This is a genomic window from Actinomadura vinacea (assembly GCF_039532545.1).
In the GTDB taxonomy this organism is placed as follows: domain Bacteria; phylum Actinomycetota; class Actinomycetes; order Streptosporangiales; family Streptosporangiaceae; genus Spirillospora; species Spirillospora vinacea.
The window spans coordinates 347,339-370,437 of the sequence record NZ_BAAARW010000020.1 but is presented as its reverse complement, the minus strand read 5'-3'; the positions used below and the strand labels follow the sequence as shown (position 1 = coordinate 370,437).

Below are 23,099 nucleotides of genomic sequence, written 5' to 3'. Positions count from 1 at the left end.
CTGTCACGGGGCGGCCTGCCGGGCCTCCAGGGTCCGCGCGAGCTTGGCCAGCGACGCGTTGATGACCAGGTAGATCAGCGCGATCACCAGGTATGTCTGGATGAGGAGGTGATTGTAGTTCGCCAGCACTTTGCCGCTGTAGAGCAGCTCGGCGTAGCTGACGACGAAGCCGAGCGAGGTGTCCTTCAGCAGCCCGGCGGACTGGCTGACCAGCGACGGCAGCACCCGCCGCGCCGCCTGCGGCAGCACGATCAGCCGCATCGCCCGGCCGCGGGTCAGCCCGATCGACAGGCCCGCCTCCAGCTGGCCGCGCTCCACCGACCGGATCCCGGCCCGGAAGATCTCCGCGAACGCGGCGGCGTTCGACACCGACAGCGGCACCACGAGCTTCCAGAACAGCGGCAGGTCGACGCCGTACCGGGGGAGCGCGAACAGCACCACGTACACCAGGAGCAGCGCCGGGATCGTCCGGACGACCTCCACGTACGCGGCGGACGGCAGCCGCAGCCACCGCGACGGCGACAGCCTGCCGAGCGCCAGCAGGATGCCCGCCGCCATCGCCAGCGCGATGGACACCACGGCGGCCTGCAGGGTGGAGCGCAGCCCCTCCAGCAGGTACCGCCACATCGGCCACGTGCCGTAGGGGCGCCACCGGTCGGCGGCGAGCTGCCCGTTGTCGGCGAACTGCTTCAGCGCCAGGGCCAGCAGCGCGGCACCGGCGAGGACGGTGATCGCGGTCGCCGCCCGGATGCGGCGCCGGGCCCGCGGCCCCGGCTCGTCGAACAGCAGCCGCGCCGCGCCCCCGTGTGCGGCGCGCCCGGCCGTCCGCCCGGCCATCGCGGGGATCTTCATCGCAGGATCGCCAGCCTTCGTTCGAGCGTGCCCGTCACCAGCCCGAAGATCCCCGACAGCGCCATGTACATCAGGCCGGCCGTGACGAAGATCCAGATCGGCCGGGCCTCGGCCAGGTTCACCCGGTTCGCGGTGGCGGTCAGCTCGACCACCCCGACGGCCGCCGCCAGCGCGGTGTTCATCAGCGTCATGATCGCGATGTTGCCGAGCGGCTGGACGACCGTGCGCAGCGCCTGCGGCAGGACCACCAGCCGCAGCGACTGGGTGAACGTCAGCCCCAGCGCCCGCGCGGCCTCGCCCTGCCCGTACGGCACCGCGTTGATCCCGGACCGGATCGCCTCGGCCGTGTACGCCCCCTGGTAGAGCGCGATCACGACCACCGCCGTGGTGAACAGCCCGGCGATGACGCCGATCTCGGGCAGTCCGAAGACGGCGAGCACGAGCCACACCAGCAGCGGGACGTTCTGCAGCACCTCGACGTAGGCCGTGCCGGCGGCGCGCAGCACCCGTACCGGGCTCACCCGCATCGCCGCCACGACGATGCCGGCGGCGAGCGCGCCCGCCAGCGCCAGCAGCGTCAGCCCGGCGGTCAGCAGCAGGCCGTCGCGGAATTCGGCGAGGTGGCCGGTGATGACGTTCACGCCCGTACGCCGGCTCTCACTCCGAGCCCGGCGCGGATCCGATCGCGGGCGGCTGTGGTGCCTCGCCCTGCACGACCGTCCCGATCGAGTTCTTCCAGACCTTTCCCCACAGCCCGGACGACTGGATCTGCTTGAGCCAGTCGTTCACGAACGCCTTCATCTGGGCGTCGCCGTGCTTGAGCCCGATGCCGTAGGGGTCGCTGGTGAACGGCTTGCCCTGGATCTGGACGGACGGGTCCTGCTTGGCGGTGGCCAGCAGCACGGCCTCGTCCTGGACGTAGGCCTGGCCGCGGCCCTGCTTGAGCGCCTGCACGCACTCGGGGTCGCTGCCGAAGGTCACGATCTCGGCGTCCGGGGCGGCCTTCTTGATGGCGGGGATCGCCGGGGTGTTGGCGCCGGCGATGACCTTCTTGCCCTTGAGGTCGGCCGGGGTCTTGATCGCGGTCTCGCCCTTCTTGGTGGCGATGACCAGGCCGGAGCTGTAGTAGGGCCCGGCGAAGGCGACCTGCTTGGCGCGTTCCGGAGTGATGCTGTAGGTCTGGAACACCACGTCCACGGTGCCGTTGGCCAGCAGCGCCTCGCGGGTCTCCGACGCCGAGTTGACGATCTTCACGTTCGGCTTGCCGATGATGTGCTTGGCCAGCAGCCGCCCGAAGTCGGCGTCCAGCCCCTCGACCTGCTTGGTGGCGGGGTTCTGCTGGGACAGCAGCGGCGCGTCCAGCGAGCCGCCCACGATCAGCTGCCCGCGCTTCTTGATCTTCTCCATGGTGGAGCCGGCGGGCAGGTTCGCGGCGACGGGGGCGGCGGCGAGCAGGTCGTCCTGCTTGCCGCCGCCGGCCCCGGGCACCGCCGCGGAGGAGCCGCCGTCCGAGCAGGCGGCCAGGCCGGCCAGCGACGCCGCGGCGACCGCGGCCACCGCGGCCCGCCGCATCCTCGCGGGGGTACGCACCATGATCATCAGCCTTTCTCGGGGGGCGATCATTCGGTCACCCGAGCGCCCACTTTCTTCGATATCGAAGTAGCTCAGGACGATAAGCGCCACAATCGACGTAAGTCAACGTGTTGATGGATGAAGTTGGCCTGTGTTATTCATCTGGTGTGCGCAACAGCAGAGACGACGGACCGGCCGCGCTCGTACGGCTCGTGGCGACCGGTCAGGCCGAGTCGCGGGCCGAACTGGCCCGGCTCTCCGGGCTGGCCGCCTCCAGCGTCTCGTTGCGGGTCGAGCAGCTCATCGGGGCCGGGCTCTTCACCGAGGAGGGCGCCGGCGCCTCGCGCGGCGGCCGCCGCCCGCGCCGGCTGCGGCTGGCCCGCGAGGCGGGCGTGTTCCTCGTCGCCGACCTCGGTGCCCACCACGCCCGGCTGGCCGTCGCCGACCTCGCCGGCACCCCGCTCGCGCTGGACGACCTCGCGTGCGACATCTCCGTCGGCCCCGAGGAGACCCTGACCGCGGTCATCGGCAGCCTGCGCGCCCTCGCCCGCGCCCACGGGCTGGGGGAGGTCCCCGTCCGCGGTGTCGGCGTCGGCCTCCCCGGCCCCGTCGACCCGGCCACCGGCCAGGTCGTCTCACCCTCCCGCATGCCCGGCTGGAACGACTTCCCCGTCCGCGACTTCGTCGGCGCGCACGCCGGCGTCCCGGCCCTGGTCGAGAACGACGCCAACCTCATGGCCGCCGGCGAGCACCGGCACTCCTGGCCCGCGCTCGACAACCTCATGGTCATCAAGCTGGGCACCGGGATCGGCTGCGGCGTCATCGTGGACGGCCGGCTGCACCGCGGCCGCGGCGCCGCGGGCGACATCAGCCACGTCCGGGTCCTGACGGAGGCGACCGTCGACTGCGCGTGCGGCCATCCCGACTGCCTGGAGGCGCACGCCAGCGGCGCCGCGGTGGCCGCCGCGCTCAGCGGGCACGGCATCGAGGTGGAGCGGCCGTCCCGGATCGTCGACCTGGTCGCCGACGGCGTCCCGCAGGCCACCAGCGCCGTCCGCACCGCGGGCCGCCTGATCGGCGAGGTCCTCACCGGGCTGGTGAACTTCTTCAACCCCGACGCGCTGGTGATCGGCGGCAGCCTCTCGGGCGCCGAGCCGCTGGTCGCCACCATCCGGGGCGTCATCTACGAGCGCTGCCTCCCGCTGGCCACCCGCAACCTGGAGATCGCCACCTCCCGCGCCGGCCGCGACGCGAGCATCCTCGGCGCCGGCCATCTCCTTCTAGAGCGCTCGGACACCTGGATCGACCACACCCTGGCCCGCTGACTAGGGGGTGTTTCATAAGCCTGCTGTCCTGCTGCGCGACGCCCAGGCACGCACCTCGCCGCGTTGTCGTCGGTCGACAGCCAAACCCGGGCTGACTCCCTCCTCCGCCTTGCGATGCACGCACCTGAACGCCGCTCGCGACGGACGAGACTTATGAAACACCCCCTAGGCCCTGTGCCAGGGCTTGCGGGGTTTGTTGTGCATCCGGCCGGGGACCCCGGGGCGCTGCTGCCAGGGACGCGGCCCGGAGGACGGGCGGTAGGCGACGCCCAGCGCGTCCAGGCGGGCGTAATGCGCCGCGTCCATCCGGCGCTCGAAGTCCGCGAAATCGCGCTCGTCCGGATGCGGCAGCCGCGACCAGGCCACCTCGGCGAACGCGGCCAGCCTCGGGAACGCCTGGTAGTCCACGCGGCCGCGGTTCTCGACGACCTCGGTCCACAGGTTGGCCTGCGCGCCGATGACACGGTCCGCGTGGGGCGTCCCGGCCAGGCTCGGCGGGACGGGCTCGAAACGGTAGACGTCCTCCAGCGTGTGCACCCACCCGAACGGCACCGGCTCACCGTCGCCGTCGTCCTGGACGTGGTCGAGGTAGACCTCCTGCTGAGGGCACATCACCACGTCGTGACCGGCCTGCGCGGCGGCGACACCGCCTCTGTACCAGCGCCAGCACATCACGGCCGCCCCCTCCGCCAGGCCGCCCTCCAGGATCTCGTCCCAGCCGATCAGGCGGCGGCCGCGCGCGGTGAGCCAGCGGTCGAAGTGGCGGATCATCCAGGACTGCAGCTCGTCCTCGTCCCTGAGCCCCAGCTCGCGGATGCGCGCCTGGGCCGTGGCCGACGCGCGCCACTGGTCCTTGCGGCACTCGTCACCGCCGATGTGGACGAACCGCCCCGGGAAGATCTCCAGCACCTCCTCCAGGACGCCCTCGTAGAAGCGCAGCACGGCGTCGGTGGGGGCCAGCACGTTCGGGTTGATGCCCCAGTCGGTCTTCACCTCCAGCGCGGCGGTGTCGATGACGTCGGTGTTGCCCAGCTCGGGGTACGCGGCGATCGCGGCCTGCGCGTGCCCCGGGAAGTCGATCTCGGGCACGACCGTGACATGCCGCTCCGCCGCGTACGCGACGATCTCGCGCAGGTCGTCGCGGGTGTAGAAGCCGCCGTGCGGCCGCTCGTCCCAGACCGCCGGCTCGCCCCACCCCATGCGGGTCCGCCGCCGCCACGCGCCCACCTCGGTCAGCCTGGGGTGGCGCTGGATCTCCACGCGCCATCCCTGGTCGTCAGTGAGATGCAGATGCAGCACGTTGAGCTTGTGGACGGCCAGCAGGTCGACGTAGCGCAGCACGTCGTCCTTGGGCAGGAAGTGCCGCGCGACGTCGAGCATGAAGCCGCGCCAGGCGAAACGCGGCGCGTCCTCGATGGTCACGTACGGCACCGTGACCGGCCCGCGCGCGACGGAGGCGCGGCGGAAGGCGTCCGGGCCGAGCATCTGCCGCAGCGTCTGCCGCCCCCAGAACACCCCGGCCTCGTCCCCGCCGACGATCTGCGCGCCCTCGGCCGACACCGTCAACCGGTACGCCTCCGGCGCCAGCGAAGGGTCGAGGCCGGTACGCACGTCCCCGGTGAACACCCCCGCCCCGCCGTCCCGTACGAGCCGTCGCGGAGCGGGGATCAAGCTCATCTCGTCGACCACGCCGCAATCCTGTCAGGAGGACGGGGCAAGGGGGAGACGCAGGACGAAACGGGCACCGGAGAGGCCGTCGGGGCGGTCGGTGACCTCCAGGGAACCGCCGTGCGCGACGGCGATGCCGCGGGAGATCGCCAGGCCCAGCCCGGTGCCGCCGGCGTCCATGCGCCGGCCGTGGGCGAGCCGGGCGAACCGCTCGAACACCCGCTCCCGGTCCTCGGGAGCGATGCCGGGGCCGTCGTCGACGACCTCGACCACGGCGGTGTCCGGCCCCCCGGTGCCCGACCGCTCCGTGCCGACGCTGACGCGGACCCCGGCGGTGGCGTGCCGGTCGGCGTTGTCGAGCAGGTTCGTCAGCAACCGGCCCAGCTCCAGGGCGCTGCCGTGCACGATCACCCGCTCACCCGCCTCCATGACGAACCGGGCCCTGCGGTGCCGCCGCGTGATCTCCAGGGCCGCCAGCGCGTGCAGCTCGACCTTCTCGCTCCCCGCCTGCGGGGCGGCGTCCAGGCGGGCGAGGGCGAGCAGATCGTCCAGGACGTCGTTCAGCCGCTCCGTGGTCGCCAGCAGGGTCCGCAGCGTGGTGCGGTGGTCGGTGCCCTCCGGGTCGGACAGGGCCAGTTCCAGCTCCGTCCGCAGGCCGGTCAGGGGGCTGCGCAGCTCGTGCGAGGCGTCGGAGACGAAACCCCGCAGCCGGACCGCCGCGCTTTCCAGCCGGTCCAGGGTGGCGTTGACGCTCTCGGCCAGCCGTGCGATCTCGTCGCGGCTGCGCTTTACCGGCACCCGACGCTGGAGGTCGGTGGCGGTGATCTCGTCCAGTTCGGCCTGGATGTCGTCCACGGGACGGAGCAGCCGCCCGGTGGTGCGCCACATCGCGTAGCCGATCAGCCCGGACAGCAGCGGGATGCCGCCGGCCATCAGGGCCGAGAACGCGGGCTGCGCGAAGAACAGCTGGGGTGCGGGCGCCAGCGCGTACACCACCCGTTCCCCGCTGCCCCGGAAGTGGAACCGGTAGGCGACCACGATGTAGCACGGGCCGTCCGGGGCGCGGATCCCGCAGGCGTGCCCGTCCACCCGGCCACCCCCGGGGCCGGGCGGGGGGAAGCGGACCGGCGGGTACCCGGCCATGGCGTCGGTGTAGGCGATGACCTTGCCCTTCGTGTCCACGGCCTGCAGCAGATCGGTGCCGGCCCGCCCGGGGTCGATACGGCCCACGGCGGTCCGGGCGATGGTCCGGCTGGCGGCGCTGGCGAGGTCGTGCCGGACCGTGACGTTCGTCTCGTGCCGCAGGAGCGCGAGGATCACCAGGTACAGGACGACCGCGACGACCGCGGACACCGCGATGGACCAGAAGGTGATCTGGCCGCGGATCGAGAGGTCGCCGACGCGCCCGGACCACCTCACGAGGAGCGGGACTCGCCGCGGATCGCGCGCCTTCACCGGGTGTCAGTTCCCCAAACAGGGTGAAACCGAGCCCAAATCCCGCCCAAGAGGGCGTCAGACCCGTCCCCTGCCGGGTACGCGCGGCCCGCGGCCCTCGGCCGGGACGGCCTTGACCTGGCGCGGCCGCGAGATTTCGGGACGGGCCGCGCAGAACGGGCTACAGGCCGTGTTTAATCGGCGTGGAAAACCACTGCAGTATGGTGTCCATCCAAGCCTCTGTGCGGGACGAAGGGCCCCTGGAAGCGCTGGGTGTGCTGGACGGCCCCCTTATGGACGCGCTGATTATCACCGGTCTGTTGACCGATTCGATGTTTCGCGACGGAGTTCGCACGCGGGCCCGGTGGAGCCTCCATCCTGGCTCTAATGGTGACGAGCAAGCGTGATTGATCACCAAGGTGGCGATTGGTCAGAATGAGGGTCATGAGTGACGGGGAGCGCGCCCTGTCCCTGCCCTCCGGCGATGGGGACGATGTCTGCCCATACCAGGGCCTGGCGCCATTCGAGACCGAGACGAGCGACCTCTTCTTCGGACGCGCGCAGGCCACCCGGGGCCTCCTGGCACGCCTGGGCCCGCGCCTGGAGGCGCAGGGGTCGGTCCTGCTGGTCTCGGGCGCCTCGGGCGTGGGCAAGTCATCGCTGTTGCGGGCGGGGCTGCTGCCGGAGCTGGCGCGGGGGACGCTCCCGGTCGCCGGATCTGAGACGTGGCCGCGGCTGCTCGTCACGCCGACATCCGAACCGTTACGGGCCCTGGCCGAAGCCTGGACGGAGGAGTTCGGCGGGAACGCCGGAACGGTGCGGGAGCTGCTGCGGGACGACCCGCGGGGCGCCCTGACCGGGCCGCTCGCCCCGCCCGGCCGCCTCGTCCTGGTGGTCGACCAGTTCGAGGAACTGTTCACCCTGGTGACCGGCGAGGAGGAGCGGCAGGCGTTCGTGCGGGCGCTGCACGCCCTGGCCGAGGGGCCCCCGGGCGCCGGAGTGGTCATCGGTGTGCGCGCGGACTACTGGGACCGGTGCGCGGCCTACCCGCAGTTCGCCGAGGCCATCCAGGACGGGCAGGTCATCGTCGAGCCGATGACCGAGTCCGATCTGCGGCTCGCGATCACCGGGCCGGCGGCCTCGGTGGACCTGGAGCTCGAGCCCGGTCTGGTGGAGACCATCCTGGCCGAGCTGCGCGCCGGCCGGGACGCCGCCGACCGCTACGAGCCCGGTGCGCTGCCGCTGCTCTCGCAGGCGCTGCGCAACACCTGGGAGCGGCGGGAGAAGCGCCGGCTGACCGTCCGGGGCTACGAGGAGTCCGGCCGGGTCCGCGACTCCGTGCGGCGCACCGCCGACGAGGTCCTCGACCGGCTGCCGGCGGAGGACCGCAAGACCGCGCTCCGGCTCTTCCGGCGCATGACGGTGATCAGCGCGGGCGGGCGGGTGGTGCGGCGCAGGGCGACGCTGGCCGAGATGCGCGCCGCGGCGTCCGCGCACACGGCGGAGCAGCGGGACCGGGTCGGCGCGCTGCTGTCCGCCTTCGCCGAGCAGCGCCTCATCACCCTGCACGAGGACGCCGTCGAGATCGCCCACGACGCGCTCCTGACCGCCTGGCCGACGCTGCGGCAGTGGCTCGAACCGGACCTGGCGGCGCAGGAGGTGTACGACCGGCTCGTCGACGATGCCGCGCAGTGGGCCGAGAACCACCGCGATCCCGCCTTCCTCTACCGGGGTGCCCGGCTGCTGTCGGTCCAGGACACCCGGCCCCGCTGGGACCGCGACCCCGACAGCTTCCCGCCGCCCGGCCCCATCGTGGAGGGCTTCATCGCCGCGTCGATGCGGGCCGCCCGCCGGGCCGGCCGCCGCCGTCGCCTCGTCATGGCCGGTCTCGCGGTGCTGACGGTGGTCGCCCTCATCGCGGCCGTCGCCGCCGTCGACGCGGCCGGCGACGCCGACCGGCAGCGCAGGCTGGCGGTCTCGCGCCAGCTGGCGGCGCAGAGCGAGATCGCCGGCGACCCGACGATCTCCTCGCTGCTGGCCGTGGCCGCCTGGCGGATCGCGCCCACCGCGGAGGCCCGGTACCGGATGCTCGACGCCGCGACCCGGCCCGGCCGGGGCTCCATCAAAGGGGACGGCAGAACCATCATCGAGCTGGCGTTCAGCCCCGACGGCTCGAAGATCGCCACCGCGCACGAGCAGGAGGGCGTCGTACGGTTCTGGGACACCGCGTCCCGCCGGCAGGTCGGCGCCCCGATCGACGCGAAATCCATAACGTCGTGCCTCGCGGGCTTCGACATCGCCTTCAGCCCCGATGGGAAGACCCTGGTCACCTCCTGCTTCAGGTTCATCCGGTTCTGGGACGTGGCTACCCGCCGGCCGCTGGGCCCCCTGCTGGACGCCGCTATGGAGGAGCCGATCGGTGGAGTGCAGACGCTCGCGTTCAGCCCGGACGGCAGGACGCTCGCGACCTCCAACTACGAGGGCACCACCCTGCTGTGGGACGTGGCCACCCGCCGCAGGACCGGAGGCCCCTTCGGCGAGTACCAGGCGACCGGCAAGAAGTCCATCAAGGCCATGGCCTGGACCCCGGACGGGAAACGCCTGGTCACCGCCGGACTCGACGACACCGCGCGGCTCTGGGACACCGTCGCCGGCCGGCAGGTCGGCGACGGGTTCACCGGGCACACCGACGACGTCCATGACCTCTCCATCAGCCCCGACGGAACGACGCTCGCGACGGCGAGCACGGACGGGACCGCCCGGCTCTGGAACCTCGCCACGCAGAAGGAGATCGGCACTCTGCGGGATCCGGACCGCAGGGGCGCCGTCGGCGGTTTCCGCGGGATCGCCTTCAGCCCGGACGGGAAGCGGCTCGTCACCGCCGGAGAGGAGGGCATCACCCGGCTCTGGGACGTCGCCGACCGCCGCCCGGTGGGTCCCGTGCTCGGCGACAAGCGGCAGCGTGTGAAAAGGGTGGCGTTCAGCCCGGACGGGCGGACCGTCGCGGCCGCGGGGGACGCCGGCGCGGTGTGGCTGTGGGACCCGCTCGCCCACCGGCAGGTCGGCGCGGCGATGCCCGCGTCGTCCGACGCCGTGTTCAGCCCGGATGGAAAGACCCTGGTCACCCCCCGTCCAGAGCCCGACGCCTCCGGTTACAGGGTCGCCGAGGGCGCGCTCCAGATCTGGGATGTGGCCACCCAGCGCCGGGTCGGCCGTCCCATGGAACCCGCGGGCCGCCCGGCCTTGTACGACGTCGAATTCGATGCCGCGGGGCGGACGCTCACCACAAGGACCGCCGACGGCACGATACGGCGATGGGACACCGCCACCCAGCGTCAGATCGGCTCTCCCATCCCATCGGACACCAACGCCATGACCGCGCGGTTCAGCCCCGACGACAGGCTCCTGGCCGTCCAGCGGTCCGTGGAGGATCGCTCCATCGCGTTCTGGGACATCGCCGGCCGCCGCGAGGTCGGCCCCCGGATCACCGTCCCCGGCTTCACCGACAACATCTGGGAGATGCGGTTCAGCCCCGACGGCGCCACGCTGGCCCTCGCGGGCAAGGACCGCTCCGTGCGGTTCTTCGACGTGGCCACCCACCGCCAGGTCGGTGCCCCGATGCCCGCCGCCGTCGGCGGCGGGTACTTCGACCACCTGGCGTTCAGCCCCGACGGCAGGACCCTGGCCAGCACGCCCGGCGACGGCACCGTACGGCTGTGGGACGTGGCGGCCCGCCGTCAGATCGGAGACGCCCTGACCGGCCACACCGACTTCATCACCGAGGTCCAGTTCAGCCCGGACGGCAAGACCCTTGTCTCGGGCTCGGCGGACGGCACCCTGCGGCTGTGGGACGTGGCGACCCACCGTCAGATCGGACCGGCGCTGACCGGCCATGACGGCCGGGTGACCGGGCTCGACGTCGGCCCGGACGGCACCGTCGTCAGCGTCGGTGGCGATCGGACCGCACGGCTGTGGAACGTCGCGATCCCCGCCGATCCCGCCGCCACGGCCTGCGCCAACGCGGGCCGGTCGTTCACCCGGGCCGAGTGGGCGCGCTATGTGCCGGGCGAGGAGTTCCAGCGAGTATGCCGCTGACGGACGGACGGAGCGAGGATGTTCCTGCGAGGTTTCCGGCGGCGGACGGGCCGGCCCGTCCAGGAACTGGCCGGGATGTTCCGCTCGATCGTCACCGAGAGCCGGAACATCTACCCGATGGCGGCCGACGTCCTGAACCACTTCATGGACGGCGCGGGCGCCTCCAGGACGCTGTCCCGGCGCTGGCTGCGCTCCTTCAAAGTGATCAAGAAGGCGGAGCGCAAGAACCACCGCCGGTTCGAACGGCAGCTCGCGCGCGCGGCGAGGCTGCTGGACGACGGCGCCTCGACCTGGCTGGGCGACTACTGGGACGCGAAGATCAACGCGTTCATCGGCACCGAGCTGTTCTACGTCAGCAGAATGAGCCTGCTGCGCTCGCAGGGCTCGTTCGTGCTGACCAGGTCCGGGCCCGAGGTGCGGGTGTCCGGCACGGTCCGCCACCATTGGTTCGATCCCTATGACTGGGACCGCGGCCGATGGGTCTACATTCCCAAGCACGGCTGGGTTCCCATCGCGGTCGGCCGGGATCTGGTCGAGGCGGACGAGGCGCGCAACTTCCTGATGGAGGTGCGCCACGTCCAGACGCTGGAGGGCACCTGGGTGGACGGCCGGTGGCCCCGGCGCGGCAGGCCGAGGTTCGAATGGTCGCTGGTGCGGAAGGGAGGGTCCGAATGACCGCAAGCCGCCCCCGTCCGCCCGATCCGGCCGGGGCCGGGACCGTGCCGGACTTCGTCCGGTCGCTGGCGAGGCTCAGGCAGTGGGCGGGCGACCCGCCGCTCAGCAGGCTGCGGGCACTCGGCGGCCGGACGGTCACTCCGGACGGGGACGAGACCGACACGCTGCCCAAGAGCACGATCTCGCACGTCCTGCGGCAGACGAGCAAGCTGCCGCGGTGGGATTTCGTGAAGGCGTTCGTCACCGCGTGCCTCCGCTACTGCGACTATCCGCCCGAGCTGATCCCCGGTGAGCTGGAGCGCTGGCGGGCGGCCAGGACCGCCCTCGCCGAACCCCCGGCCACCCCCGCACCGGACGCCGAGGAGCCGGAGCCCCCGGTCATGCCCGCGGCGGGCGCGCCGGACCAGGCCGTCGAGTTGCTGGCCCGGCGGGTGGCCCGGGAAGAGGACAGGGCGCGCAAGGGACTGCTGGGCGGCTACAGCATCGCGCCGGTCTCCTTCGGGAACGACGACCTGCACTCGATCGGCCGCTTCTTCAGCGACCTGAGCCCGCAGCGCCTGCTGGTCGTCGGCGAGTCGGGTGCGGGCAAGACGGTGCTCGCCATCGAACTGGTGCTGCAACTGGTGGAGCCCCTCGTGACCGCCGGCGAGCCGCTGCGACTACCTCGCCCGGTGGTGCCGGTACGGCTGAACGCGGCCCGCTGGACCCTGGGAAGCCCGTTCGAGACCTGGCTGGCCGAGCAGCTGGTGCACGAGTTCGGGCTCGCCGCCGAGGACGCGGCACGGCTGGTGCGGGACCGCCGCGTCCTGCCGGTGGTGGACGGGCTGGACGAGCTGGACCCCGAGCCGTCCACCGGCCCGCCCCGCCGCGCGATCGGGCTGCTGGCCGAGCTCAACCGGTACAGCGACCTTTCCGGACGGCGGCCGGGTGCGGTCGTGGTGACCTGCCGGGCCGACCGCCACGCCGAGCTGGCGCGGGCCCGGGTCGGCCTCGACAACGCCGCCCGGATCCACCTGCGCGACCTGACCATCGAGCAGATCAGCGCGTACCTGCACGCCCGCTGGCCGGACGGCCACCCCTGCGGGACGCACCGCGACGGCATCCACGCGGAGCTGTCCGGCGCGGCGGGGACGGCCGTCCACACCGCCCTGGCCACCCCGTGGCGGCTGATGCTGACCGCGACCGCCGTCGAATCCGGCGCCGACCCGGCCGAACTGCTCGCCGCCGACGCGGCCGCCGACCCCCGCGAGGCGGCGGCGCGGATCGCCCACCGGCTGCTCGACAGCTACGTGCCGGCCGCGACCGAGCTCACCCCGCGCACCGCCGGCACCCGGTACCAGCCCGAACAGGTGCGTGCCTGGCTGGAGCACCTGGCCGGGCACCTGCGGTGGCAGGCCGCGACGGACCGGCCGGCGCCCGGTCTGACGGCGATCGACATCGTCCCGCACCTGCTGTGGCCGATCGGCGGCCGGCGCCGGATCCGGGCGCTGCACGCCCTGTGCTGCGCGCTCCTCGCGGCCATCGCCATGCTGGCGTTCTGGGCCGGGTCGGCACTCGACCGTCCCGGCGACATGCGCGACGGGCTCGACCTGGAGGAGGGGCTCACCCTGGCGCTCATGGCGGGCTGGGTGGGCATCGCGACCTCCCTGTCCCTCTCTTCGTGGCCGGCCGCGGCCGGCGGGCGGGGCAACGTCCCGGTGCGACGGCGCCTGACGGTCGGCCTGCTCGGCGTCCTGGTGGGCGGCCCGGCCGGCGTGCTGGGCGGCCTGGCCGGGCTCGCGCTGACCGGCGGCGAGGTCTTCGGGCCCGGCTACGCCGTCGCCGCGGGCGCGGCCGGCGGTTCGGTGCTCGGCGCGCTCATCGGGCTGACCGCCGCCGGGCGGCGGGGCGCCGAACGGCCGACCGTGTCGGAGGCGGTCCGGGCCGAGCCCGTCACCCTGCTCGGCTTCGGGCTGTGCGGGGCGCTGACCGGGCTGCCGCCGCTACGGCTCGCGCAGGCCGGTCCGGTGCCGCTGACCGCGGGGGTCGCGGGCGCCTTCGTCCTGGCCTTCGCCCTCGGCGTGGTCTTCAAGATCGCCGCAGGCGGCTGGAGCATGGAGGCGGAACTGGCCCACCCGCGGGAGGCCCTGCAACGCAACCCGGCGATCGGGGTCGCCTTCGGGCTCACCGGGGGCGTCGCGGCGTTCCTGGTGTTCGTCATGAACCAGGGCGTCGCCGCGTCGCTGGCGTGCGCGCTCGTCGGCGGCGTGACCTTCGGGCTCGCGCTGGGCGCGATCGCCTGGTGCCGCACCATGATCGGCCTGATCGTCGCGGCCGCGCGCGGCCTGCTTCCGCTCCGGCTGTGGACCTTCCTCGACTGGGCCTGCGAGGCGCGGCTGCTGCGCATCAGCGGCGCCACCTACCAGTTCCGCCACCGCGAACTCCAGGACTTCCTGACCGACTCCGCCCCGGACAGCGGTCCGTGAAGCCGAACGACCCCTGAGGGCCGTTCGGCCGGTTTGGGTCCGTCCGGGTCTTTGGAGTCTCGCACGGCGATCAACACGTCAAGATCCGCGACGGGCCGCGGTCCACCGCTGGTGAGCATCCCGGTCGCCGAGCCGGGGGGAGGGCCTGGCCGTCGGTCTGGCAAACTAGCGACGACAACCTCAAATTAGAGCCGTCCCGGCTCTTTGGTTGCTCCGTGAAAACGGGCGCAGCGAAGGAGCCGGGACTGATGTTCTCGGGACTTCTTTGTGCGCCCTGCAAACAAGGGGAGTCCCATGGACATAGAAAAGCCACTGCGGGTTTCACACGCAGCGCTCAAGGGGCGTTTGGGGTCGCTGTACAGCGACCTGAGCGCCGGACAATTGCTCTCGATAGCCGCGGTCGTAAACTTGGTGAACACGGCCAGGAATTACCTCCTGCTGGCTATCGGAGTGATCAGCAGCGTGGGGTCGCTCAAGGTGGCTCTCGTCATCCTGGTCTTCGGAGTCGCCGTCAGTCACTGGTGGTACCGGCCGGCACTGCGGTGCGGCTGGGAGGTGTGGGGGCCGGCCATTCTCTTTGGCGTCAGCCTGGGAGTGAACAACGTGGCCGCCCTGTACACGTTCGAGTGGATTTCGCCGCAGATCGTGGCGCCGCTGGGTTTCTTGTGCGCAGTGGTGTTCATGATGTGCTTCGACGGCTTCAAGGAGATCGTCAAGGAGGTCAGAAAAGGAGATTTCTCGAGGGTCGTTTGGCCGATTCTGGCCTTGCCCGGGCTCTGGCTCCTGGTGAACGATTCAGCCGATGGCAAGGACGGAGCGCAGGTCTCTCCCGGTTCGGGGGTCTCCATTCTGGGCCATGAGATCGCCGGTTGGATCCCGGGTGTGGCCGCCGTGATCATTACGGCGTTCACATTCGTCTACTCCCAATATCGACTGGAGGTTTCCGACCGGGACCTCAAGGAAAAGATCAGCACCCTCTCGGGGATCCCCGCCATTGTCATCGTCGCGGTGGGCGCATCGTTCCTGGACGGTGGTTGGAAAGGCATGACGAGTGAAATCTGGTCAAGCCTTCTGATCTGCGCGGTCGCCGGGGTGGTCGCGGGACTGAGCAATGTGCTCGTGATCGAGGCGTACAAACACGATCTTCGAGCACCGGCGGTCGTCATGCTGCAGCCCCTCTTCACCCTGGCCGGCATCCTCTTGGGGTGCCTCGTGGAGAGGACGGTCCCCGGCCTCCAGGGGTGGCTGGGAATCGTCGTGATAATCGTCGCCACTTACGGGGACGCCAAATATCAGAACCGGAGGGCAGCCTCCCGGCTCTGACTGACGCACAATTGCGGCGGGAAGGGGCCCACCCCTTCCCGCCGTACGGCCCGCGGCCCTGAGCGAGTCGAGCCGGGTGTCCAGGGATCGGTGGTGCCCGGACGGCTCGGCGCCGCCGGCCCGCCGGGCGGGGCGGGCAGCGCAGGTCGACATGAGGCAGTCGTTGGCTTCCACGCGGGTTGGTCGTCGCTCATCCCGTACGACTCCACTATGCCGTCACCGTCGGTGACCACGACTACGCAGAGCTACTTTGTGCTTGGTCGCACCGACTCGAGTGGAGGGCCTGGCCGTCGGTCTGGCAAACTGGCGACCACAACCTCAAATTAAGAGCCGTCCCGGCTCTTTGGTTGCTCCGTGAAAACGGGCGCAGCGAAGGAGTCGGGACAGATGTTCTCGGGACTCCTTTGCGCGCCCCTGCAGATAAGGGGAGAGTCCCATGGACAGAGAAAGGCCGCTGCGGGTTTTACCCGCAGGGCTCAGGAGGCTCTCGGGATCGCCGTTCAGCGACCTGAGCGCCGAGAACATGAAGATCCTCGCGACAGTCGTGGTCGCCAACCTGGTGACCAAAGCCAAGAATTACTTCCTGGTGGCTGTCGGAGTGATCAGCAGCGTGGGGCCGATCAAGGTGGCTCTCGTCGCCATGGTCGTAGGATTTTCCGTCAATTACTGGGTGTACCGGCCGGCACTGCGGTGCGGCTGGTACGTGTGGAGGACGGTCCTTCTTCTGGGGGTCAACCTGGGAGTGAACAACGTGGCCGTCCTGTACACGTTCTATTGGATTCGGCCGCAGACCGTGGCGCCGCTGGGCTTCTTGTGCACAGTGGTGTTCGTGATCGGCGCCGATATCGTCAGGGACGCCCGGAAAAGGAATTTCTCGACCGCCATATGGCCGATTCTGGCCTTACCTGGCATCTGGGCCCTGATGAGCGATTCAGCCGACGGCGGGGATGGAGCGAACTTCTCTCCTGGTCCGGGGATCCCCATCCTGGGCCATGAGATTCCCGGTTGGATACTGGGGGTGGGCACCGTGATCATTACGGCGGCCACATACGCCTTCTCTCAAAAGCGACTGGAGGCCCTTGACCGGGATCTCAAGGGAAAGATCAGCACCCTCTCGGCAATCCCCGCTCTTGCCATCCTCGCGGTGGGCGCATCGTTCATGGACGGTGGTTGGAAAGTCATGACGAGTGAAGACTGGTCAGGCCTTCTGATCTGCGCGGGCGCCGGGCTGGTCGCGGGACTGAGCAATGTGCTGGTGATCAAGGCGTACGAAAGGGGCCTTCGAGCAGGGGCGGTCGCCATGCTGTCGCCGCTCATGACCCTGGCCGGCATTCTCATGGGGAGCCTTGTGGAGATGACGGCCCCCGGCCCTCTGGGGTGGCTGGGAATCGTCTTGATATTCGTCGCCTCCTATGGGGCGACCAAATATCAGGGCCGAAGCAAAACCTCCGGCTCTGACTGACACCCGATCGCGGCGGGAAGGGACCCCTCTTCCCGCCGTACCAACCACGTGAACAAGCTTCCCGCCAGGAGCTTGAACGTCCCACCCGGATCGACTCCGGGTTCGGCCTGAAGTCCGCGAGGATCTGGAGCTGCTGGACGAATGCGAGCAGGCCCTGCCGCCATCACGCGGGCCGGCGGCGGGCTCAGGTGACGGTGATCGCGCGTTCGGGGCACTGGTCGGCGGCGGCGCGGACGGCCTCCTCGTGCTCGGCGGGGACCTCGGGGTCCTCGACCGTGGTGTAGCCGTCGTCGTTCAGGGTGAAGACCTCGGGGCACAGCGCGCAGCAGATCCCGTGGCCCCGGCAGCGGTCGTCGTCGACGGCGACCTTCATCGGGCCCCGTCCTCGGCGAGCGTGAACTCCAGGTGGAGCCTGGTGAGGCCGCGCAGGATGTAGGTGGGGAGGTACCTGTAGCGGCGGGCGTCGGACGGGCCGTGCACGCGTTCGGAGATCCGGATGTCGGTCGTGCGGTCCAGGAGTCGTTCGATGGCCACGCGGGCCTCGGCGCGCGCGAGCGGTGCGCCGGGGCAGGTGTGGATGCCGCGGCCGAACGCCACGTGGTGGCGGGCGTTGGCGCGGGTGGCGTCGAAGGTCTCGGGGTCGTCGAAGTGGCGCGGATCGCGGTTGGCGGCTCCGTTCAGCACCATCAACGTGGTGCCGGCGGGGATGTCGACCCCGCCGACCGTGGTCGGTACGCGGGAGAGCCGGAAGTCGCCCTTGATGGGGCTCTCGACCCGCAGCGTCTCCTCGATGAAGCCGGGGACGCGGTCGCGTTCGGCGCGCAGCAGCCGCTGGAGGTCGGGTTGCTCGACGAGTATCTTGACGGCCGAGCTGAGCAGCCGGACGGTGGTCTCCTGCCCGGCCGCGAACAGGTTGGCGGCGACCCGTACGGCGTCGGCGACCTCGGGCGTCGACCCGTCCGGGAACGTGGCGGTGGCCAGGCCGGTGAGCACGTCGCCGCGGGGCTCGCGGCGGCGTTCCTCGATGTAGCCGGTGAACCGTTCGTACAGGAATTCCAGCGGCGTGCGCCCCATCGACTTCTCGGTGCTGCCGATGCCGCCGCCGGTGGACGCCTCTTGGCCGAGGGTGGCGGCGAACTCGTCGCGGTCCTCGGCGGGCACGCCGAGCAGGTCGGCGATGACCAGCAGGGTGAAGGGGCCGGCGAATCCGTTGATGAACTCGCCCTCGCCGTCGGTGAGGAAGGAGTCCAGCAGGCGGTCGGCGAGCTGCCACATCGACGCCTCGTTCTCCTTCAGGCGCCTGGGCGTGATCAATCGCATGAGCAGGGCCCTGTGGGCGGTGTGCGCGGGCGGGTCCAGCGTCGGGAGCTGGTCGCTCATCGGGAGCTCGTTCCGGTGCCGTTCGATCAGCTCGGTCACGTCGTCGCCCTCGAGGGGGACCGGGAAGCCGGGGAAGGGCCCGGTCACCGAGACGCAGGAGGAGAAGGTCTCGGTGTCGTTGAACACCTGGACGGCTTCGTCGTATCCGGTCACCATCACCACGTCGTGATGGGGTTCGCGCCGCACCGGGCACTGCTCGCGCAGGTGCTTGAAGTAGGGGTAGGGGTCCGCGACGAGCTCCTCGCCCCGGAAGAAGTCAAGCGCCTCGTGGTCGTCCACCCTCTGCTCCCTTCGGCCGCGCCGCGCGGGTGACCCGGGACGACCCCATCAAAGAACAGCGCTCTCGTCAAGCGTTAAGCACGTTTCCGTCTCAGGGGGGTGCCGTGCCGGCTCCGGATCCGAACCGCCGGTGGCGACCGTCCGGGCTTCGGATAAATATCAATCGCATGATTCTTTTCTGCTCGCGATTCGGGCCGGCGAGCGGAATCGCCGTGTCGGAATTCAAGCGCTCCGTGGTCGATTAAAGTCGGTTCCGCGCCTGTGCGCCCCGTCCGGCGAGCTGATCTTCCGGGGGCTCTGAAGTGGGGTTCAGTCGGTCGAAACCGGGGGATCTGAGCGGATTGTGATCATCTGACCACTTTCGGTCAAGTGTGACCGCAGGCTCAAAAGTAGGTCCCGGACCGAGAAACATGGGAATGTCCGTGAAACAGGGAACGGCCGGGGCGTAAGGGAAAACGGTCCGCCGCAGGCCGTCCACCGGCGACCGTGGAGCAAACGGCGGAATGAGCGATCTTGACCCGAAGGGCACCCAGTACATCGGCGAATATCGGCTCATCCGCACGCTCGGACAGGGCGGCATGGGCCAGGTCTACCTCGGCCGTCACGACCAGAACGACATGCTGGCGGCCGTCAAGATCATCCACAGTCATCTGGCGGACGATCCCTGGTACCGGCACCGCTTCAGGGAGGAGGCCGGCGCCTGGGGCTCGGTGAGCAAGGGGCACACCGCCGAACTGCTGGGATTCTCCCTCCAGGCGGAGCCCGCCTGGCTGGCCACCGAGTACCTCGCGGCGCCCACGTTGCAGGAGGTGGTCGACCGTGCGGGCGGGCTGCCGCTGCCCGCGGTGCACTCCCTCGCCGTCCACCTGGGCAAGACGCTGGCCGCGCTGGAGCGCAAGAGCATCCTTCACCGCGATCTCAAGCCCTCCAACATCCTCGTCACGGCCGCCGGACCGAAGGTCATCGACTTCGGCCTCGCCAGGGATTCCGGCCACCCCATGACGCGGTCCGGCCCGCTCGCCGGGACCCCCGGCTACATGTCCCCTGAACAGCAGCGGCACCTGAAGCTGACGCACGCCACCGACGTCTACTCGCTCGGCATCACGCTGGCCTTCTCCGCCACCGGGCTCGATCCCCGAAGCCGCCTCGGCGCCGACGGGCTGGTCAGGCGCGACCCGGACGGCACGCCGGCCTTCCCCGGCCTCGCCGACGAGTTGCGCGTCCTGATCGCCGACTGCACTCGGGAGGAGCCGCTCGAACGCCTCACCCCGGGCCAGATCGTCGCCGAGGTGACCCGGCGCGCGGGTGGCGCGGCACGCCTCGACTGGCCCGGCTGCCTCCCGGACGAGGCGAGGCGGCTCATCGAGGCGTACGCCGAGGCGGACCCGGAGGTCGGACCCGTGGCGCCGCGCAGGCCCAAGCCCAGGCCCCCGACGCGCAAGGACCCGCACCCGCGGAAGCGGACGCCCTGGACGTTCCGGCTGGGCGGCGCCGGCTACCACGCGTCCCCCGTGCTGCGCCGCGACGGCGTCGTCCACGTCGGCTCCCAGGACGGGGTCGTGCACGCCCTCGACGCGGCCAACGGGCGGGTGGTCTGGCGCTTCCCGACCGAGAAGAAGATCGACCACACCCCGCTGCTGTGCGGCGGCCTCCTGATCGTCCCCAGTGCCGACCACCACCTGTACGGCCTGCGCGCCCGGACCGGCGAGGTCGGCTGGAAGGTGCCGCTCGGCCCGGCGGTGGCCCACGCGCCGGGCCCGCTGCCGGTCACCGGCCGGGAGGACGACCCGTACTTCGTCGTCGGCGATTCGCGCGGCACGGTCAGCGCCAGGCGCGTCGCGACCGGGGAGCAGATCTGGCACTTCCAAGCCGACCAGGTCGTCGAGACCCGGCCCGCCGCCGCGGCCGGCCGGGTCTTCGTGGGCTCCCATGACCACCGGCTCTACGCGCTCGACGCCTTCACCGGCGAGGAGGTCTGGAGGTTCGACGCGGGCGCGTCGGTCACCTCGGCCCCGGTCGTGGCGGACGGCGTCGTCTACATCGGCTGCGCGTCGGGCCACCTGTTCGCCGTGGACGCGGACAAGGGCAAGCGGCGCTGGGACTTCCAGACCGGCGGGGCGATCCACTCCCGGGTCGCGCCGCGCGGCGGCCTGCTCTACTTCGGGAGCAACGACCACTGCGTCTACGCGCTGGACGTCACCGACGGCCAGGTGCGATGGCGGTGTTCGACGGGGGGCGAGGTGCGCTCGTCGCCGGCCGTCCACCACGGCCGCGTCTACTTCGGCAGCCGCGACTTCCACGTCCACGCGGTCGACGCGCGCACCGGCCGCGACCGGGCGTCGGTGAAGACCGCGGACTGGGTGGACTCCACTCCGGTCGTCGGCGGCTCGGTCCTGTACGTCGGCAGCTGGGAGCCCACGCTCCACGCGATCGAGTTGGCCGCGCTGCGCGGCCGGGACGGGAGCCGCGGATGAGGGTGGACGATTTCGAGCTGCTCGACGACCTCGGGAGCGGCCCGATCGGCCGGACCTACCGGGCCGAGGAGATCGTCAAGCGCCGTGCGGCGGTGGTCACGGTCCTGCATCCGCACTGGTCCGCGAGCGGCTGCGAGGAGGAGTTCACCGAGGCGGTCCAGCGGATGATGCGGGTGCGGGGCCCCAACGTGGTCCGCACGCTCGACGGCGGGGTCGCCCCCGAGGGCTGGTGGGTGGCCGTCGACCACCTGGCCGGACGCCCGCTGGACGCGGTGCTCGACGGCACCGGGCCGCTCAACCCCTACTGCGTGGTCGGCCTGGCCCGCCATATGGCGGCGGGCCTGGCGGCGCTGCACGAAGGACGGATGCTGCACGGCGCCCTCAAACCCGCCAATGTGATCGTCACGCCGGCCGGGCCGCAGCTGGTCGACTACGGGCTGCTGCCGCTGCTGTCGCCCTTGGCGGACGGTGCCCCGGCGGGGCCGGCGGTCAACCTGCGCGGCGATCCGGCGTACATGTCCCCGAGGGTCGTCGCCGAGCCGCAGCTCGCCGACGCCGACGACGACGTCCATTCGCTCGGGATGATCCTGCTGCACGCGCTGCTCGGCAGGCGGCCCTACGACGACCTGGAGCTGATGTCGACCGCGATGCGGGTGCTCTGCGAGGGCCCGCCGGTCGATCTCATCCCCTACCGGGACCTCCGGAAGCTGATCGGCCGCTGCCTCGGCCCTCGGCCCGCCGGCCGGAGGCGCCTCGCGGGCCTCGTCCCGCGCCGCGCGCCGAGCGTGCACTCGGTCATCTACCAGGCCGCCAAACTCCACTCCGCCGACGACAGGTGGTTCGAGCTGGTCGCCGCGGACCGTTCGGGGCAGGCGGCCGCGCGTGCGCCGGAACGGACGGCGGAGCCGTCGGCCACCCGTGCCGACGGCGCGCCGCAGGCCGCCCTGCCCGCCGCCCACGCCGCCCCGGTTCCCGCGCCGCCGCCCGCCCCGGTGCCCCCGCAGCGGACGAAACGGCCGGAGCACGGCGGCGGTCCCGAGCCCGGGGCGTCCCCGCGCGGCACGCCGTCGCGCGTGGGGCCGTGGCGGTTCCCGACCCAGGGCATGGTCCTCGCGATCCGGCCGGCCGGCAAGGAACGCCTGCTGGTCACGAGCCAGGACGGCCGCGTCTACGCGGTGCATCCGGTCAGCGGCAAGGAGCTGTGGCGGTACGGGGGCCCCGGAACGCCGCTGCTGCCGCCCGCGCGGATGGGGCACGACGAGCTGCTGGTCGCCGCTGCCGCCGAAGGTCTCCTCGTCGTCCTCGACGCCCGGGACGGAACGGAGCGCCGGCGCCGTCAGATCGACTGCTTCTTCGCCGCCCCGCCCGCTGCCGCCCATGGAACCGCCTGCGTCCCGACGGCCGACGGCCGGCTGCTGGTGTTCGACGGCGATCTGAGCGTCCGGCACAGCATCAGCGTCGGCTCGCTCGGCGGCGCGGCGCCCGTCCTGGTGTCCGGGCTGGCCTTCGTCGGCACCTCCGAAGGCCTCCTGGTCGTGGACGTCACCTCCGGCAAGCACCGGCTGCTGCGGATCGGCGACGTGGAGGGATGCGGCGTCGCCGCGGTGGGCGGGACGGTCTACACCGGCACCGCCGCGGGCGACGTGGTGGCGATCGCCCACGACGGCACCGAGAAGTGGCGCGTCCACACCAAGGGGCAGGTCACCGGCCGGCCCGCCTGCGTGGACGGGCGGGTGTACGCGGGCAGCCACGACCACCACGTGTACGCCCTCGACTCCCACGACGGGCGGATGCTGTGGCCGGCGGCGGCCACCGAGGGGCCGGTCGTCGCCGGTCCTGTCGTCGCCGGCGGCACGGTCTACGCCGGCGCCGGCGACCACCGCCTCTACGCCTTCGACGCGGACGACGGCGCCCGCCGGTGGACGTTCCCCACCGGCGGCGCGATCAACTCGGCGCCCGTGGTGGGCGCCGACCTGGTCTACACCGGCTCGGCCGACGGCCATCTCTACGCCGTCCAACGAGAGAGCGGCCGCGGCGATCCCGCAGAACCCCATGAGATCGACGTCCGACTGCGACTGTGAGCAGGAGCCCGACC

15 protein-coding genes are annotated in these 23,099 nt (G+C 71.7%); 8 read left to right on the top strand and 7 right to left on the bottom strand.

Annotated elements, in window-relative coordinates:
• Positions 1-3: 3 nt before the first annotated feature.
• From ABD340_RS26035 to ABD340_RS26025, 3 genes are read right to left on the bottom strand one after another with little or no spacing between them, the layout of a single operon-like run.
• On the bottom strand, positions 4-852 hold the full coding sequence (locus ABD340_RS26035) for an amino acid ABC transporter permease (protein ID WP_344592338.1): 849 nt from the start codon (positions 850-852) through the stop codon (positions 4-6).
• Complete coding sequence (locus ABD340_RS26030) at positions 849-1,493, bottom strand: amino acid ABC transporter permease (RefSeq protein WP_344592336.1); 645 nt, start codon at positions 1,491-1,493, stop codon at positions 849-851. The genes ABD340_RS26035 and ABD340_RS26030 overlap by 4 nt, the downstream gene beginning before the upstream one ends.
• Positions 1,494-1,509: 16 nt before the next feature.
• The gene (locus ABD340_RS26025; protein WP_344592335.1) at positions 1,510-2,445 is read right to left on the bottom strand and encodes a glutamate ABC transporter substrate-binding protein; all 936 of its coding nucleotides are present in this window, start codon (positions 2,443-2,445) and stop codon (positions 1,510-1,512) included.
• 146 nt (positions 2,446-2,591) lie between these two features.
• Here ABD340_RS26025 and ABD340_RS26020 point away from each other — a divergent pair, with 146 nt between their 5' ends.
• On the top strand, positions 2,592-3,749 hold the full coding sequence (locus ABD340_RS26020; protein ID WP_344592334.1) for an ROK family protein: 1,158 nt from the start codon (positions 2,592-2,594) through the stop codon (positions 3,747-3,749).
• Positions 3,750-3,914: 165 nt separating this feature from the next.
• On the opposite strand, the gene ABD340_RS26015 is transcribed toward ABD340_RS26020, so the two are convergent.
• Both ABD340_RS26015 and ABD340_RS26010 read right to left on the bottom strand, forming a co-directional pair.
• Positions 3,915-5,426, bottom strand: a complete 1,512-nt coding sequence (locus ABD340_RS26015) for a beta-N-acetylhexosaminidase (RefSeq protein ID WP_425547457.1) — start codon at positions 5,424-5,426, stop codon at positions 3,915-3,917.
• 24 nt (positions 5,427-5,450) lie between these two features.
• Positions 5,451-6,836, bottom strand: coding sequence for a sensor histidine kinase (locus ABD340_RS26010; protein ID WP_344592331.1), 1,386 nt, complete (start codon positions 6,834-6,836; stop codon positions 5,451-5,453).
• 459 nt (positions 6,837-7,295) lie between these two features.
• On the opposite strand from ABD340_RS26010, the gene ABD340_RS26005 reads away from it, so the two are divergent.
• From ABD340_RS26005 to ABD340_RS25985, 5 genes are all read left to right on the top strand, one after another.
• Positions 7,296-10,946: an nSTAND1 domain-containing NTPase gene (locus ABD340_RS26005; RefSeq protein ID WP_344592330.1), complete on the top strand. Its 3,651-nt coding sequence runs from the start codon at positions 7,296-7,298 to the stop codon at positions 10,944-10,946.
• Between the two features lie 18 nt (positions 10,947-10,964).
• Positions 10,965-11,621 (top strand): hypothetical protein, encoded by a 657-nt coding sequence (locus ABD340_RS26000; protein ID WP_344592328.1) that lies wholly within the window; start codon positions 10,965-10,967, stop codon positions 11,619-11,621.
• Entirely contained in the window at positions 11,618-14,086 is a 2,469-nt protein-coding gene (locus ABD340_RS25995) for an NACHT domain-containing protein (protein ID WP_344592327.1), read from the top strand. Before ABD340_RS26000 ends, ABD340_RS25995 begins: the two co-directional genes overlap by 4 nt.
• Positions 14,087-14,380: 294 nt before the next feature.
• Positions 14,381-15,409, top strand: coding sequence for a hypothetical protein (locus ABD340_RS25990; RefSeq protein ID WP_344592326.1), 1,029 nt, complete (start codon positions 14,381-14,383; stop codon positions 15,407-15,409).
• A 436-nt stretch (positions 15,410-15,845) separates the two neighbouring features.
• Positions 15,846-16,871, top strand: a complete 1,026-nt coding sequence (locus tag ABD340_RS25985; RefSeq protein ID WP_344592325.1) for a DMT family transporter — start codon at positions 15,846-15,848, stop codon at positions 16,869-16,871.
• Positions 16,872-17,055: 184 nt separating this feature from the next.
• Here ABD340_RS25985 and ABD340_RS25980 read toward each other — a convergent pair whose 3' ends face one another.
• Together ABD340_RS25980 and ABD340_RS25975 are read right to left on the bottom strand one after the other, a co-directional pair.
• Positions 17,056-17,244, bottom strand: coding sequence for a ferredoxin (locus tag ABD340_RS25980; protein ID WP_344592323.1), 189 nt, complete (start codon positions 17,242-17,244; stop codon positions 17,056-17,058).
• Positions 17,241-18,530: a cytochrome P450 gene (locus ABD340_RS25975; RefSeq protein ID WP_344592322.1), complete on the bottom strand. Its 1,290-nt coding sequence runs from the start codon at positions 18,528-18,530 to the stop codon at positions 17,241-17,243. The genes ABD340_RS25980 and ABD340_RS25975 overlap by 4 nt, the downstream gene beginning before the upstream one ends.
• Positions 18,531-19,033: 503 nt before the next feature.
• On the opposite strand from ABD340_RS25975, the gene ABD340_RS25970 reads away from it, so the two are divergent.
• Both ABD340_RS25970 and ABD340_RS25965 read left to right on the top strand, forming a co-directional pair.
• Positions 19,034-21,004 (top strand): outer membrane protein assembly factor BamB family protein, encoded by a 1,971-nt coding sequence (locus ABD340_RS25970; RefSeq protein WP_344592321.1) that lies wholly within the window; start codon positions 19,034-19,036, stop codon positions 21,002-21,004.
• Positions 21,001-23,085: an outer membrane protein assembly factor BamB family protein gene (locus ABD340_RS25965; protein ID WP_344592320.1), complete on the top strand. Its 2,085-nt coding sequence runs from the start codon at positions 21,001-21,003 to the stop codon at positions 23,083-23,085. The genes ABD340_RS25970 and ABD340_RS25965 overlap by 4 nt, the downstream gene beginning before the upstream one ends.
• The last annotated feature ends 14 nt before the right edge of the window (positions 23,086-23,099 follow it).